At 64.0% G+C, this 15447-nt stretch carries 14 protein-coding genes; 12 read left to right on the top strand and 2 right to left on the bottom strand.

From position 1 onward, the window contains the following. Positions 1 to 3 precede the first annotated feature (3 nt). The 4 genes from BLT66_RS14640 to BLT66_RS14625 all read left to right on the top strand — a co-directional run bounded on the left by BLT66_RS14640 (position 4) and on the right by BLT66_RS14625 (position 5973). Positions 4 to 2421, top strand: a complete 2418-nt coding sequence (locus tag BLT66_RS14640) for an efflux RND transporter permease subunit (protein WP_092758475.1) — start codon at positions 4 to 6, stop codon at positions 2419 to 2421. An 11-nt stretch (positions 2422 to 2432) separates the two neighbouring features. After that, positions 2433 to 3281, top strand: a complete 849-nt coding sequence (locus BLT66_RS14635) for an alpha/beta fold hydrolase (RefSeq protein ID WP_176955060.1) — start codon at positions 2433 to 2435, stop codon at positions 3279 to 3281. Between the two features lie 65 nt (positions 3282 to 3346). After that, positions 3347 to 5005, top strand: coding sequence for a methyl-accepting chemotaxis protein (locus BLT66_RS14630; RefSeq protein WP_092758473.1), 1659 nt, complete (start codon positions 3347 to 3349; stop codon positions 5003 to 5005). A gap of 11 nt (positions 5006 to 5016) precedes the next feature. Next, on the top strand, positions 5017 to 5973 hold the full coding sequence (locus BLT66_RS14625; RefSeq protein ID WP_092758472.1) for an alpha/beta hydrolase: 957 nt from the start codon (positions 5017 to 5019) through the stop codon (positions 5971 to 5973). Positions 5974 to 6110: 137 nt separating this feature from the next. On the opposite strand, the gene BLT66_RS14620 is transcribed toward BLT66_RS14625, so the two are convergent. Both BLT66_RS14620 and BLT66_RS14615 read right to left on the bottom strand, forming a co-directional pair. Next, positions 6111 to 7094 carry a Bug family tripartite tricarboxylate transporter substrate binding protein gene (locus BLT66_RS14620; protein WP_092758471.1) on the bottom strand — a complete coding sequence of 328 codons (984 nt, stop codon included), beginning with the start codon at positions 7092 to 7094 and terminating at the stop codon, positions 6111 to 6113. 379 nt (positions 7095 to 7473) lie between these two features. Beyond that, entirely contained in the window at positions 7474 to 8265 is a 792-nt protein-coding gene (locus tag BLT66_RS14615) for a FadR/GntR family transcriptional regulator (protein ID WP_092758470.1), read from the bottom strand. Between the two features lie 171 nt (positions 8266 to 8436). Between BLT66_RS14615 and BLT66_RS14610 the strand changes: the two genes are divergently transcribed. From BLT66_RS14610 to BLT66_RS14575, 8 genes are all read left to right on the top strand, one after another. Continuing rightward, positions 8437 to 9246 (top strand): NAD-dependent epimerase/dehydratase family protein, encoded by an 810-nt coding sequence (locus BLT66_RS14610; RefSeq protein WP_092758469.1) that lies wholly within the window; start codon positions 8437 to 8439, stop codon positions 9244 to 9246. Next, positions 9243 to 10148, top strand: coding sequence for an SMP-30/gluconolactonase/LRE family protein (locus tag BLT66_RS14605; RefSeq protein ID WP_092758468.1), 906 nt, complete (start codon positions 9243 to 9245; stop codon positions 10146 to 10148). Before BLT66_RS14610 ends, BLT66_RS14605 begins: the two co-directional genes overlap by 4 nt. Before the next feature lie 35 nt (positions 10149 to 10183). Continuing rightward, the gene (locus BLT66_RS14600) at positions 10184 to 11173 is read left to right on the top strand and encodes a TRAP transporter substrate-binding protein (protein WP_092758467.1); all 990 of its coding nucleotides are present in this window, start codon (positions 10184 to 10186) and stop codon (positions 11171 to 11173) included. A 70-nt stretch (positions 11174 to 11243) separates the two neighbouring features. Next, the gene (locus BLT66_RS14595) at positions 11244 to 11837 is read left to right on the top strand and encodes a TRAP transporter small permease (RefSeq protein ID WP_092758466.1); all 594 of its coding nucleotides are present in this window, start codon (positions 11244 to 11246) and stop codon (positions 11835 to 11837) included. 13 nt (positions 11838 to 11850) lie between these two features. Continuing rightward, complete coding sequence (locus BLT66_RS14590; RefSeq protein WP_092758465.1) at positions 11851 to 13140, top strand: TRAP transporter large permease; 1290 nt, start codon at positions 11851 to 11853, stop codon at positions 13138 to 13140. A gap of 21 nt (positions 13141 to 13161) precedes the next feature. Continuing rightward, entirely contained in the window at positions 13162 to 14136 is a 975-nt protein-coding gene (locus BLT66_RS14585; RefSeq protein ID WP_092758464.1) for a Bug family tripartite tricarboxylate transporter substrate binding protein, read from the top strand. 40 nt (positions 14137 to 14176) lie between these two features. Further along, a complete protein-coding gene (kdgD, locus tag BLT66_RS14580; protein ID WP_092758463.1) occupies positions 14177 to 15088 on the top strand; it encodes a 5-dehydro-4-deoxyglucarate dehydratase in 912 nt (303 codons plus the stop codon). A gap of 13 nt (positions 15089 to 15101) precedes the next feature. Then, a partial coding sequence (locus tag BLT66_RS14575; protein ID WP_143029226.1) for an aldehyde dehydrogenase family protein occupies positions 15102 to 15447 on the top strand: 346 nt, incomplete at its 3' end.

The raw sequence follows: 15447 nt of genomic DNA, 5'->3' as shown, positions 1-15447 counted from the left end.
TTTATGCACGCCGATTCCTCCACCCCCAACCAGCCTGTCGTTGCGCGGCTCGAAGATTTCGATACGCGTTCTGGCAGCTTGCTGGAGCGGGTTTTTTTCAACCATCGGCCCTGGGTCATGCTGGTCTGTCTGGCGCTGACCCTGGTGCTGGGTTGGCTGGGCAGCCAGCTGCGGCTGAATGCCAGCTTCGAGAAGACCATCCCCACCAGCCACCCCTACATCGTCAACTACCTCGCGCACAAGGGTGATCTGGCGGGGCAGGGTAATGCGCTGCGCCTGGTGGTGCAGGCCAAGCAGGGCACGATCTTCGACAAGGGCTATCTGGACGCGCTGCAGAAGATCAACGACGAAATCTTCCTGCTGCCCGGCGTGGACCGGCCGTTCATGAAGTCGCTGTGGACCTCCAACACCCGCTGGGTGGCGGTGACCGAGGAAGGCCTGGACGGCGGCCCGGTGATTCCCGATACCTTTGACGGTTCAGCCGCCAGCCTGGCCGAGCTGCGCGCCAACGTCGAGCGCTCGGGCGAGATCGGCCAGCTGGTGGCCGGCGACTTCCAGTCCAGCATCGTCTTCGTACCCCTGCTGGACCGCAACCCCGAAACCGGCAAGGCGCTGGACTACGGCGATCTGTCACGCCAGATCGAAGTGCTGCGCAGCAAATACGCCAGTGACAAGCTGGAGATCCGCGTCACCGGCTTTGCCAAGGTAGTGGGCGACCTGATCGAAGGCCTGCAGCAAGTCCTGTTGTTCTTTCTGCTGGCGCTGGCCATCACCACCGTGGTGCTGTTTGCCTATACCCGCTGCGCCCGCAGCACCGCGCTGGTGGTGGCCTGTTCGCTGGTGGCGGTGGTCTGGCAGTTCGGCTTGCTGGCCTTGTTTGGCTATGAGCTGGACCCGTATTCGGTGCTGGTGCCGTTCCTGGTGTTCGCCATCGGCATGAGCCACGGCGCGCAGAAGATGAACGGCATCATGCAAGACATTGGCCGCGGCACGCACCGTGTGGTGGCCGCGCGCTACACCTTCCGCCGCCTGTTCATGGCCGGGCTGACGGCGCTGCTGTGCGATGCCGTGGGCTTTGCGGTGCTGGTCATCATCCAGATCAAGGTGATCCAGGACCTGGCGCTGATCGCCAGCATCGGCGTAGCGGTGCTGATTTTTACCAACCTGGTGCTGCTGCCGATTCTGCTGTCGTACACCGGCGTCGGCGCCAAGGCGGCGGCGCGCAGCCTGCGCGAAGAAGCTGTGCAAGACGGCGGCAAGCGGCCCTGGCTGTGGGCGCTGCTTGACCACTTTACGCAGAAGCGCTGGGCGACGGCAGCCATCGTGGTCTCGGCCTTGATGGCGGCCGGCGGTTATGCCGTCAGCCTGAACCTGAAGATCGGTGACCTGGATGCCGGCGCCTCCGAGCTGCGCCCCGACTCGCGCTACAACCGCGACAACGCCTACCAGATCTCGCACTACGCGGCCAGCGCTGACATCCTGACGGTGATGGTTACCACCCCGGTTGACCAGTGCACCACTTACGGCACCTTGGCGCAACTGGACAGCCTGGCCTGGCGGCTGGAACAGCTGCCGGGCGTGGAGTCCACCAACTCCATGGCCGCGTTGTCCAAGCTGGCCATGGTGGGCTACAACGAGGGCAACTTCAAATGGCTGGAGCTGCTGCCCAATGACGGCGCGCTCGGTGGCGTGCAGACCCGGGCGCCGCGCGAGCTGTTCAACCAGAACTGTTCGTTCCTGGCGCTGTATGTCTACCTGCAAGACCACAAGGCCGAAACCCTGTCGCGGGTGGTGCGCGAAGTCGAGGCTTTTGCCGCCGCCCACAACACCGACGATGTGCAGTTCAAGCTCGCCGCAGGCAGCGCCGGCATTGCGGCGGCAACCAATATCGTGGTCGGTCAGGCCATGCACGAGATGCTGCTGTGGGTCTATGCCGCGGTGGTCGTGCTGTGCTGGATCACCTTCCGCTCCTGGCGTGCGGTGGTGGTGGCGGTGCTGCCGCTGGTGCTGACCTCCATCCTGTGCGAGGCGCTGATGGTCTGGCTGGGCATGGGCGTGAAAGTCGCTACCTTGCCGGTGATCGCACTCGGCGTCGGCATAGGCGTGGACTACGCGCTGTATGTGCTGAGCATTACCCTGGCCCGCATGCGCGAAGGTGCGAGCCTGTCGGACGCCTACCACCATGCGCTGCAGTTCACCGGCCGGGTGGTCATGCTGACCGGCATCACCCTGGCCCTGGCTGTGGGGACCTGGGCGTTCTCGCCCATCAAGTTCCAGGCCGATATGGGGATTCTGCTGGCCTTCATGTTCGTCTGGAACATGGTCGGCGCCCTGGCGCTGCTGCCCGCGCTCGGCTACTTTCTGTTGCGGCCTGTCACGGCCGAGAGGGTGGCCGGCGTCCCCGGCCCGGTCGCAGCATGAACCAAATGCCTATGCGAAGGGGAAGAGATTTGATCGATTCATACATTTCGGTAGATGGCGTCCAGGTGCGGTACCGCGATTCGGGCGGCACCGGCCCGACCGTGCTGCTGCTGCACGGCATCGGCGGCTCGCTGGAGCTCTGGTCGGCGCAATTTGCCAGTGACAACCGGGCTATGCGCCTGATCGCGCTGGATCTGCCGGGGCACGGTCTGTCCGGCTTCGGCGGGCAGCCGTTCGCGCCCAAGACCTTTGCAGCCTTCGTGTGGAAGCTTGCCGACGCGCTCGGTTTGAGCAAGGTGCATCTGGCCGGCAATTCCTTGGGCGGGGCCATTTGCCTGCAGATGCAGGTTCTGCAGCCGGCGCGGGTGCAGACCGTGCTGCTCGCTGCCGCGGCCAACCTCGGGCGCGACTGCCCCATGCCCTTCAGGCTGATGACGCTGCCTGGGCTGGGCACGCTGATGTCGCGGGCCGGCCCCATGGCCATCACGCAGCAGATCCAGGCCATCTTCGGCCCATCGTTCGTCGTCACCGACGAGCTGCGCAAGACGATTGAGCGCAACGTGATGCGACCCGGAGCCCAAGCTGCCTTCCTCGCCACCTTGCGGCGGATGACGGACCTGGGCGGGCAGCGCGCGTCGCTGGTGGGCGATGCGCATGCGGCACTCGCTTCGGCCTCGGTGCCTGTGCTCCTGTTGCATGGCCGGCAAGACAGCGTGATCCCGTTCGCGCATTCGGAGCACGCGCACAAGCTGGCCCCCACGAGCCGGTTGCAGCTGGTCGATGGCTGCGGCCACACACCGCAGCTGGAACAGTCCGCCGTCTTCAACGCCGCTTTGCGGGCGCTGGTCGTCCAGGCCTGAGAGCACCCACTTCGTGATTTACCGCCTAGCCGCGGTCCATCGCTCACCCTCCAAGAAGGCCCTCTATGCTTGACCAGCAACTCGACGCCATGGTGCAACACACCCAGGCTGTCGGCATACCGGACCTGTCCGACCTGCCCGTGCGCATGGGCCTGGTGGCGCGGCTGGCCATGGCCTTTGGCGTGGTGCTGCTGCTATTTGCCATCACCACGGCAAGTTCCATCTACCAGCTGCGCGCGGTGGAGCAGGGTATGCAGGACGCGATGGCCTCGGGCCAGCGTCTGGCGGCCCAGGCCCGCAACATGCACGACCGTGTGGCCGATGCCTATCTGGGCCTGCTGGTGGCCACCATGGTCGACGATCTGGAAGACCTGCAATACGAGAGTGCCGCCCTGCAGAAAGCGCTGGGTGCCTACCAGAGCAGCTACCGCCAATTGTTCGGCACACCCCAGGGTGCGGCGCTGCAAGCCCACGCTGCTGCCCTGCAAAGCGCCGAAGCTGAGCTGCGGCCCCTGCTCGGCAGCGCGGTGCAGCGCCTGCAGCTGGCCGCGGGGTCGGCCGGGGCCGACTATGAGCGCGACCCGGCGATCCAGGTGCTGGTGGTCAGCAGCGTCAAACCCTTGTTCGACCAATGGCTGCGCGCAATCGATGCGCTGAACGACGGGGCCGCCCAGGCCAGCGCAGAGGCTGCGGCCCAGGCCGGTGCAGCGGCCCGCCGTGCGCGCCTGTGGCTGGCCGGTGCGGCAGCTGTGGCGCTGTGCTTGGGGGCTGCCGCGGCCTGGTGGATTGCCCGTGGTGTGACCCTGCCGCTGCGCCAGGCGATGGCGCTGGCGCGCCAGGTGGCACAAGGTGATCTTTCGCAGCCCATGTCCACCGCGGCGCAGGATGAAACCGGCCGCCTGCTGACCGCCCTGGGCACCATGCAGGACGGCTTGCGGGCGCTGGTGGGCGCGGTGCGCGAGTCGGCCTCGGCCATCGATGCTTCTGCCTCGGATGTAGCTGCCGGCAACGATGACTTGTCGCAGCGCACCGAAAACGCCGCCGTTTCCTTGCGGCGCACGGCCGAAGCCACCACGCAGTTGGCGGGCAATGTGCAGCAACTGGCCGAGTCGGCTTCGGCGGCCCAGCAGATCACCGGCGCGGCCACGCAGGCGGCGCAACACGGCGGTGCGGTGGTGCTGCGCGCGCAGTCCAGCATGACCGACATCAGCCGCTCCTCGCAGCGCATGGCCGAGATCGTCGGCATGATCGACAGCTTTGCCTTCCGTACCAACATCCTGGCGCTGAACGCCTCGATCGAAGCCGCCGGTGCCGGCCCGCATGGCCGTGGCTTTGCGGTGGTGGCGTCTGAGGTGCGTGCCTTGTCGCAGGGCGTGGCCAGCGCGGCCAAGGACATCCGCCAGCTGATCGAACAGTCGGCCGGCGAAGTCGCCAGCGGGCAGCGCCATGTAGAGAACGCCGCCCGCAGCATGGCCGACATCGTTGGCGCTGTGGACGGGCTGGCCAGCTTCGTCACCGAGATCGCTTCCGCCGCGGCCGAGCAAGGCCAGGGCATTGCCGAAGTCGACCAGTCGGTGCACGAGCTGGAGCGCCTGACGCAGCAGAACGCCGCCCTGGTTGAGCAGAGCGCGGCCGCCGCCATGGCCATGAGCCAGGAGGCCGAGCGTCTGACCGGCCTGGTCAGCGTCTTCCGGCTGGAGCCGAACCTCCCCCTCACCACCTAGGAGCAACCCAGATGATGAACGACCTTCCGACCCTGGCTACGGCCGATCTGGACCCGGCCCTGGCCGGATTTCTGGCCCAGGCCGCCGCGCAGGGCAACCCGCCCCTGGAGACCTTGCCGCCGCCCGTCGCGCGGCAGATGTACCGCGACCTGGTGCGGGCCTTGGGTCTGCCACCCCCTGAGATTGGCCGGGTGTTTCACACCGCCATTGCCGGCCCAGGGGGAGACCTGCCTTTGCGGATCTACACGCCCAGTAGCGCACTGCAGCAGCTGCCGTTGCCGGTGGTGCTGTACGTGCACGGCGGCGGCTTTGTGATCGGCGATCTGGAAAGCCATGACAGCGTTTGCCGCACCCTGTGCCACCACGCCGAGATGCTGGTCGTGGCGGTGGACTACCGGCTGGCGCCCGAGCATCCGTTTCCGGCTGCGCCCGACGATGTGGAAGCCACCTTGCGCTGGCTGCTGGCCAACGCTGACAGCCTGGGTGCCGACCCGCAGCGCATCGCCGTGGTGGGCGACAGCGCGGGTGCGCAGCTGGCCCTGGTGGCGGCACGGCGGGTGAAGGCCGCCGAGGTGCGAGCGCTGGGATTGATCTACCCGGTGGCCCAGCACCCGGACGAACCCAGTCCTTCGTACCAGGAGAATGGCGAGGGCAAGTTCCTCACGATGGGTGCGATGCGCTGGTTTATTGCCAGCTACCTGGGCGGGCAGTCGCCCGGCCATTCCGACATGGCCTTGCTGCAGTCCGACCTGGCAGGTCTGCCCGCGACCTGGCTCGCCACCATGGGGCACGACCCGCTGCGCGACGAAGGCCATGCGCTGGCCCTGCATGCCAAAGCGGCGGGCGTGGCGGTGACCCACCAGCATTACCCGGGCGCCATCCACGCCTGCATCCATTTCAGCGCGGTGTCGCCGGTGGGTACGCAGCTGCTGGTGGATTTGGCGCAGTGGCTGCGTTTACAGATCTAGGGCATAAATTACGTTATCGAATAGGCTTCCAGCGCAGGTAAGACCTGCGCTAGCAGCTATTACTTTTATAGTAATAAGGCATAGCAAGCAAGATTTGATGCCGCCCGGCGCAAGGCACCGGCGCCGGCTGCTGCGGGCTAGGCCAGCTTGAAGTTCAGCTTGGCGATCAGGTTCTTGAAGTAGGTGTTGTCGCGCACCATCACGGCCTTGAAGGCGGCCTCGTCGCCAAACGCGAAGCCCATGTTCTGCTTGTCCATGATTTCACGGAACGAAGGCTCGGCGCTGGTCTTGACGGCGATGTTCTTCAGGATGGCCAGGATCTCGGGCGGGGTGTTCTTGGGGGCGCCCAGACCGCGCCAGGCGCTGATCGACAGGTCGATATTGCGTTCCTTCAGCGTGGGCACATTGTCGAAGCCCTTGAGCCGCTTGTCGGCCATCACCGCCAAGGTCTTGAGCTTGCCCGAGGCCACATGGGCGGTGACTTCGGCCGCGCTCACGCCCACCGCCTCGATGTGGCCGCCCAGCAGCGACAGCATGGCCGGGCCGGCGCCGGGGTAGGGGATGTGGTTGAACTTGGTGCCGGTCTTGTCCTCCAGCGCGGCGGCAGCCAGGTGCCAGATCGAGCCGGCACCCGAGTTGCCGACGCGGAACTCGCCCGGCGCCTTCTTGGCGGCGGCCAGGAATTCCTCGATGGTGTTCCAGGGCGCATCGGCCTTGACGGTGATGGCCGCCGGGTCGGCGTTCAGCAGGGCGATGGGCGCAAAGTCCTCATAACTGAACTTGATCACGCCCACGTGGGGCAGGGTGGTCAGCTCGACGGTCAGCATGGCGATCTTGTAGCCGTCGGGCTTGGCGTTGAGCACATCGGTCAGACCGATGGCGCCGCTGGCACCCGGCTTGTTGGTCACGGCGATAGCCTGGCTGGTGTGCTTGCGCGATGCATCGCTGAAGGCCCGGGCCAGCACATCGGTGCCGCCGCCAGCGCCATACGCCACCACCAGCTCGATGGGGTGGTTCGGGTAGTCGCCGGCCTGGGCAAATGCCCGCCCGGCCAGCAGGCTGCCGGCGCCCAGGGCCAGGTAGCCGGCGGCGGTGCGGCGAGAAACGGGGGTGTGCGGCATGGTGTCTCCAATGGTGTTATAGGTTTTAGAACGTGTTCAAGGTCTTTTTGGGGCCGCGCAGGTACCTTTTCGGGATGCGCTGCTAGGCGCAAAACCCAAGCCAAGGCTGATGCCTTGGCTGGTTTTGTAACGACGCAGAGCGCCCGAAAAGGTACCGGCCCTTCGGGTTGGGGTGAAATCGGGCGATTTGTCTGCCGTAGCCCTTGCATGGGCAGAGAGCCCATGCTGCGGTCTCCGACAACCAACTCATCCCGATTGCACCCCAACGCGGCCCCAAAAAGACCTTGAACACGTTCTAAGGGCTAAAAATTAGCCAGTCATCCTACAACTGGAGTTGCCATTGGCGCCGCGGACTAACCCTTGGATGGCCTGGCGTTCGCTAGTTACTGGGTGCGCTGTCCAGCGGCTGGCTTTTGCGCAGGCGCTCGCGGCTATTCGACAAATGGGTGCGCATGGCGGCGCGGGCCGAGTCGCTGTCCTGGTCGCGGATCGCGTGGTAGATGCTCTCGTGCTCGGCGTGCACTTTTTGCAGATAGGCGAGCCGGCCCTCGGGAACGTTTTCCAGGGTTTTGACGCGGGTGCGCGGAATGATCATGGTGCCCAGATAGGTCATCAGATCGGCGAAGTGCTGGTTGCCGGTGGCGCGGGCGACCTCCATGTGGAACTGGAAGTCGGCGGGCACGCCATCTGACTCGTGGGGAATCGCGTCCTTGAAGTTCTGCAACGCGGCTTCCAGCTGCACCAGGTTGGCCGGGGTGCGGCGTTGGGCCGCCAGACCGGCGGCCTCGGTTTCCAGGCTGATGCGCAGCTCCAGCAGGGCGATCACATCGGCCACGGTAGCGAAGTCTTCGGGGGCAATCTTGAAGTTGCGGGTGTCGGGCGGCTCGATCACAAAGGTGCCAATGCCATGCCGCGTCTCCACCAGGCCCGATGCCTGGAGCTTGGAGATGGCTTCGCGGACCACGGTGCGGCTGACGTCAAACCGGGCCATGAATTCGACCTCGGTGGGCAGCTTGTCGCCGGGCTGCAGCTGCCCTTGGCGGATGCTCAGCACCAGGGCTTCGACGATTTCCGACACCAGGCCGCGCGGCCTTCTGGGGCGGGTGGCGGCAGTAGCTGCAGAGTTGTCGCCAGAATGGGCCAAGGAGCTAAGGGTTTGTACGGGTGCCATCAAAAAAGCCTTGACAGGGGAGTGTGGGTTTTATCAAAATCTAAGTCATCAGACAACACATGACTGATGTGTGGCGCCTTCGGCACCACTTTAGCAAAGCCTCTGGAAATGTCCAGCGGTAGAGCCCCTAGGTCAGTGCTTACTTTAACTTTCAGGTTCATCGGAAAAAACATGGCCATCAAGCAGCATGAAAAGATATTGTTAACCGGCGCCGCAGGGGGCCTGGGTAAGGTGCTGCGCGAGAGCCTCAAACAGAACTGCAACACGCTGCGTCTGTCCGATGTGGTGGACTTCGGCGCTGCCGCCGAGGGCGAGGAAATCATGCTGGCCGACCTGGCTGATGCCGCGGCGGTAGATGCCATGGTGCAGGGCGTGGACGCGATTGTGCACATGGGCGGCAAGTCGCTCGACGGCCCGTTCCTGCCCATCATGCAGGCGAATATTCTGGGCACCTACAACCTGTACGAAGCGGCCCGCAAGTTTGGCGTGAAGCGGGTGGTGTTTGCCAGCTCCAACCATGTGACCGGTTTTTACCGCCAGGACGAAACCATCACCGCCGACGCCCCGGCCCGGCCCGATGGCAACTATGGCCTGAGCAAGGCTTTTGGTGAAGACCTGGCGCGCTACTACTTTGACCGCTACGGCATCGAAACCGCTTGCGTGCGCATTGGTTCTTCGTTCCCCGAGCCGCGGGACCGCCGTATGCTGGCCACTTTCCTGAGCTACGGCGACCTGCACCGCCTGATCACCGCCTGTCTGACTACGCCGGCGTTGGGTTTCAGCATCATTTTCGGCATGTCGAACAACTCCGTGACCTGGTGGGACAACTCCCGCGCCCGCCACGTTGGCTATGTGCCGCAAGACAGTTCCGACGTGTTCCGCGAAGCGGTCTTTGCGCGCACCCCCGCGCCCGATTTCAGCGACCCCGCAGCCCTGCACCAGGGTGGCGCCTTTGTGCGCATGGGGCCGTACGAGCAATGAGCACCGCCAAGGCGATTGCCAGCAGCCGCGACCGCGTGGGCGAATGCCCGGTGTGGTCGGTGGCCGAAAACGCCCTGTACTGGGTGGACATCGAAGGTAAGCAGATCCGCCGCTGGAGCCCGGCAAGCGATGCGGTGCAGAGCTGGACCCTGCCCGAGCGCGTGGGCTGCATTGCCCTGACCCCGGCCGTAGGCCGCATCGTGGCGGCCATGGAAACCGGCGTGTATGTGGTGCAGCTGGGCGAGGCGCCCGCCGTGCAACTGGACTGCCTGGCGGCCGTCACCCATCCTGCACCCGGCATGCGCTTCAACGACGGCAGGTGCGACGCGCAAGGCCGTTTCTGGATCAGCACCATGGTGATGGACATGGGCCTGGCCTCGCCTTTGGGTTGCCTGTACTGCCTGGATGAAATCGGCTTGAGCCCGGCCCGGCTGGATGGCCTGATCACTCCCAACGGGCTGGCGTTCAGCCCCGATGGCGCCACCGCCTATGTGTCCGATTCGCACCCCAGCGTGCAAAAGATCTGGGCTTTTGATTTTGATGCCGTCAGTGGCGAGCTGGCACACCGCCGCCTGTTTGTCGACATGCAGCCTCTGCCGGGTCGCCCGGATGGCGCGGCGGTGGATGCTGAGGGCTGCTACTGGATCTGCGCCAACGACGCCGGCCTGGTGCACCGTTTTGATCCGCAAGGCCAGTTGCTGGCCTCGCTGGAAGTGCCAGTGGCCAAGCCATCGATGTGTGCATTTGGTGGCGCCAATCTGGATGTGCTGTACGTGGCTTCTATCCAGCCCGGCACCGTAGACCCCGCTGCACCGGGCCTGAACGGCGCGGTGTTTGCCTTGCAGCCTGGCGTGCGCGGCTTGCCTGAACCTGTGTTTTCGCGTTTTCCCATGTCGCTCTAAACGAGCATTTTTAATTCTAATCAGGAGACAAGTCCATGAAATCTATCCGCCGTCCTTCCTTCCGCGCTGCCGCGCTGACCGCCAGCGTGCTGGCCAGCCTGTGCCTTTCTGCCCAGGCTGTCGAGTTCCGCTCGGCCGACGTGCACAACAGCGACGAATACCCCACCGTCGCCGCCGTCAAACACATGAGCGAAGTGTTGTCCAAGCAAAGCGGTGGCAAGTACACGATCAAGGTGTTCAACAAGAGCGCACTCGGTTCCGAGAAAGAAACGCTGGACCAGGTGAAGATCGGCGCGCTGGAGATGAACCGTGTCAACATCAGCTCGCTGAACTCCATCTGCCCGAAGAGCCTGGTGCCGACCATGCCTTTCCTGTTCGACTCTATTGCCCACATGCGCAAGTCGCTGGACGGCCCCATCGGTGAGGAGATCCTGAAGGGCTGCGAAAGCCAAGGTCTGGTCGGTCTGGCGTTCTACGACAGCGGTGCACGTTCCATCTACGCCAAGAAGCCCGTGCGTAACATCGCCGATGCCAAGGGCCTGAAAATTCGCGTACAGCAGTCCGAGCTGTGGGTTTCCCTGGTGGGCGCCATGGGTGCCAATGCCACCCCCATGCCTACCGGTGAAGTTTTGACCGCACTGAAGACCGGCCTGATCGATGCCGCCGAAAACAACATCCCTTCGTACGAAGGCTTCCAGCACTACGAAGCGGTCAAGGTGTATTCGCGTACCGAACACTCCATGGCGCCTGAAATGCTGGTGATGTCCAAGGCGATCTTCGACAAGATGACGCCGGCCGACCAAGCCATGTTCCGTGCTGCGGCCAAGGAATCGGTGACGTTCCAGCGCCAGAAGTGGGACGAGCAGGAAGCCAAGGCCCTGGCCGTTGTGACCAAGGCCGGCTCGCAGATCGTGACCGACGTGGACAAAGCCTCGTTCAAGGCCGCCATGGCACCCGTGTACGCCAAGTTCATCACCACACCTGACCTGCAGCGTCTGGTGAAGGCCGTTCAGGACAACAAGTAAAGCCAGCGACCGTTTGAAGCCCGGTCCGGCAGTGGCCGGCCCGGGCTTCGCGCGTCCACCTAGGAATCCCATGAGTGCACCCCATACATCGGCTGCGGCCGCGGCCACCACGGCGGCCGTGAGCGCTGTCGCCCCGGGCGTTGACGCCGAACATGCGCGCCCGCCTGCGCGCCACGCTTACTCGCGCCTGTGCGGACTGCTGAGCAAAATCTGCCTGGTCCTCGCGATCTTCTGCCTGATTGGCATCATTCTGAGCGTGCAGATCCAGGTGGTCGGCCGCTATGTGTTCAACGACACGCCAACCTGGGCTGAAGCCCTGGCCTTGCAACTGGTGTTGTATGTGACCGCACTCGGCGTGGCGGTGGGCGTGCGCGATGCTGGTCATATTGGCCTGGAGTCGCTGGTCTCGCTATTGCCCGAAGCCCTGCGCCTGAAGCTGGAAATCCTGATCCATATGCTGGTGGCGCTGTTCGGCGGAATCATGGTGCAGAGTGGCATGCTCTGGACCCGCCTCAAGTGGGACGAACTCGACCCCATGCTGCACCTGCCCGTGGGCATCGACTATCTGTCGCTGGTGATTGCCGGCGTGCTGATCGTGATGTTCTCCATCGAGCACATTGTTGCGCTGCTCCGAAACGAAGAAGTTGTTCCGTCCTGGTACTGACTGAAAGAAAAAAATGGAACTGACTGTTCTCTCATTGAGCTTTGCGCTGCTGCTGGTACTGGGCGTGCCGGTGGCCTTTTCGATCGGGCTCGCCTCGGTCTGCACCGTGTTGTATTCGGGCATGCCCATCGCCATCGTTTTCCAGAAGATGGTGGGCGGCATGCAGGTGTTCTCCTTCCTGGCCATCCCGTTCTTCGTGTTCGCGGGTGAGCTGATGCTGTACGGCGGCATTGCCGACCGCATCGTGCGTTTCGCCAACAGCCTGGTCGGCCATGTGCGCGGTGGCCTGGGCATGAGCAACGTGATCGGCTGTACCTTGTTCGGCGGCGTCGCCGGCTCGCCGCTGGCCGACGTGTCGGCCATGGGCTCGGTGATGATTCCGTTGATGAAGAAGGAAGGCTACGACGCCGACTACGCCGTCAACGTGACCACGCACGCGGCGCTGGTCGGTGCGCTGATGCCTACCTCGCACAACCTAATCATCTTCGCGCTCGCTACTACCGGCATTGCGTCCGTCAGCGTGTTCAGCCTGATTCTGGCCGGTGTGATTCCCGCGCTGATCCTTACGCTGTGCAACCTGGCTGCCGCCTATTACGTGGCTGTCAAGCGCGGTTATCCCACCCGCGGTAGCTTCCCCGGCTGGAAGGAAGTACTGAAAGCCTTCCTGGGTTCGCTGCCCGGTCTTTTGATCGTGGTCATCATCCTGGCAGGCATCTTGTCTGGCGTCTTTACCGCTACCGAGTCGGCTGCTACGGCTGTGCTGTGGGCGCTGCTGGTCACGGTGCTGGTCTACCGCTCGCTGTCGTGGCAGCATTTCCTGAAGGCCTGCGCCAAGGCCTGCAAGACGACCGGCGTGGTGCTGTTGCTGATCGGTATTTCCTCGGCCTTCGGCTACTTCATGGCGCTGTACGAAGTGCCACAGAAGACCGGCGCGCTGATGACATCCTTCTCGGCGACACCCTGGGTGATCTTCTTGATGATCAACGTGCTGTTGTTCGTGTTGGGCACCTTCCTGGACATGGCCGCCACCATCCTGATCTGCACGCCCATCTTCTTGCCCATCGCGGCCCAGTTCGGCATGGACCCGGTGCAGTTCGGCATCGTGATGCTGATCAACTGCGCGCTGGGCCTGAATACGCCACCGGTGGGGGTCACACAGTTCGTGGGCTGCGCCATCGGGGAGATATCGGTGGGGGAGGTCATGAAATCCATCCTTCCCTTCTATGGCGCGCTGACCGCATGCCTGCTGCTCGTGACGTACGTACCGGCGTTCTCGTTGTGGCTGCCGAGTCTGTTCAAGTAAACCCGGGACCAGGAGAAAACCATGAAATTGAATCGTCGAAGTGTATTGCTGGCCTCTGGCGCATTGGCTACGGTAGGTATGCCATCCCTGAGCCAGGCCCAGGCCTGGCCCAGCAAGCCTATCAAGCTGATCGTGCCTTACCCACCCGGCGGTTCGTCGGACATCATTGCCCGCGCTATCAGCCAGCCGCTGGCCGAAGCGCTCAAGCAGTCGGTGATCGTGGAAAACAAGCCTGGTGCCAATGGCAACCTGGGTGCCGATTTCGTCGCCAAGTCGGCGCCGGACGGCCATACGGTACTGCTGTGCGACGTAGGTGCGCTGGCCATTAGCCCCTCGGTCTACACCAAGCTGGCATTTGACCCGAGCAAGGATTTGCGTGGCGTGACCATGCTGGCCTATTCGCCACACATGCTGGTGGTGCACCCCTCGGTGACGGCCAACAATCTGAAGGAATTGGTCGCGTTGTCCAAGACCACCGACCTGAACTTTGCCGTCACCGCCATGGGCAGTGCACCGCACATTGCCGGTGTGGCGGTGGAGCGCGCCAGTGGCGCCAAGTGGATTTACGTGCCCTACAAGGGCGGCGTGCAGGCCATCTCCGACACCATCGGTGGCCAAACCCAGGTGCTGATGAACGGCATGCTGGCCACCTTGCCGCATGTGCAGAGCGGCAAGCTCAAGGTGCTGGGCATTTCCAAGAAGACCCGCATGCCGCTGGTGGGCAATGTGCCGACCCTGGCCGAGCAAGGCCTTGCCGATTTCGAGTCCGGTACCTGGCAGGGCACGCTGGTGGCCAATGGCACACCGCCGGCCATCATCGCGCGCCTGAACGCCGAACTCATCAAGATCATCCGCAGCGCCGACATCCGTTCGCGCCTGACCGGGCAGGGCGCCGAAGTGGTGACCATGCCATCGGCCGAGCAAGACCAGTTCTTCAACCGCGAACGCAGCCGTTGGGCCCAGGTCGTGGCCCAGGCCCAGATCAAGCTGGATTGAGCTTCCGCCCATTCATTAAATTTCACCAGAGAGCACACATATGACACCTCAAGACCTCAAAACCATCATGGGCTCCGGCCTGCTGTCTTTCCCCATCACCGACTTCGATGCGAATGGCGACTTCCGTCCCAAGACCTACATCGAACGCCTGGAATGGCTGGCCCCGTACGGCGCCTCCGCTCTGTTCGCCGCCGGCGGCACGGGTGAATACTTCTCGCTGGTCGGCGCCGAGTACAGCCAGGTCATCAAGACCGCCGTCGACACCTGCCGCGGCAAGGTGCCCATCATTGCTGGCGCCGGCGGCCCGACCCGCATGGCCATCGCCCATGCCCAGGAAGCCGAGCGTCTGGGCGCCCACGGCATTCTGCTGTTACCGCACTACTTGACCGAAGCCGGCCAGGAAGGTCTGATCGAACACGTGGCACAGGTCTGCAATAGCGTGAAGTTTGGCGTCATCGTCTACAACCGCGACCGCACCAAGCTGACCCCGAACTCGCTGGCCATCCTGGCCGACCGCTGCCCGAACCTGATCGGCTTCAAGGACGGCGTGGGCAATATCGAAACCATGTCTTCCATCTTCATGAAGATGGGCGACCGTTTCGCCTACCTGGGCGGCCTGCCCACGGCCGAGGTCTATGCCGCTGCCTACAAGGCGCTCGGCACGCCGGTGTACTCGTCGGCGGTGTTCAACTTCATCCCCAAGACCGCCATGGACTTCTACCATGCTGTGGCTGCGGACGACCTGCCGACCCAGCACCGTTTGCTGAAAAACTTCTTCATGCCCTACCTGAACATCCGCAACCGGGTCGAAGGCTATGGCGTGAGCATCATCAAAGCCGGTGCTACCATCGTCGGCCATGACGGTGGCCCGGTGCGGGCGCCGCTGACCGATTTGAAGCCCGCCGAGATGGAAGAATTGGCTGTGCTGATCAAGTCCCTTGGCCCTCAATAATTGACCGACAAGCATGACCCAAAAACACGACAACTACATCAACGGCGCCTGGGTGGCCGGCAATAGCTACGCCCCCAACATCAACCCGTCGAACCTGTCCGACGTCATCGGCGAGTACACCCAGGGCGACGCGGCCCAGCTGGATGCAGCCGTGCAGGCGGCGCAAGCCGCCTTCCCCGCCTGGTCGACCGGCAATGTGCAGGCCCGCGCCGACGCACTGGACAAGATCGGCACCGAAATCCTGGCCCGCCGCGAAGAGCTGGGCACGCTGCTGGCCCGCGAAGAAGGCAAGACCAAGGCCGAAGGCATTGGCGAGGCCACCCGTGCCGGCAACATCTTCAAGTTCTTCGCTGGCGAAT

The sequence above is a fragment of the Rhodoferax sp. OV413 genome, from assembly GCF_900104385.1.
In the GTDB taxonomy this organism is placed as follows: Bacteria; Pseudomonadota; Gammaproteobacteria; order Burkholderiales; family Burkholderiaceae_C; genus Rhodoferax_B.
This window is presented reverse-complemented; position numbering and strand designations above follow the sequence as displayed.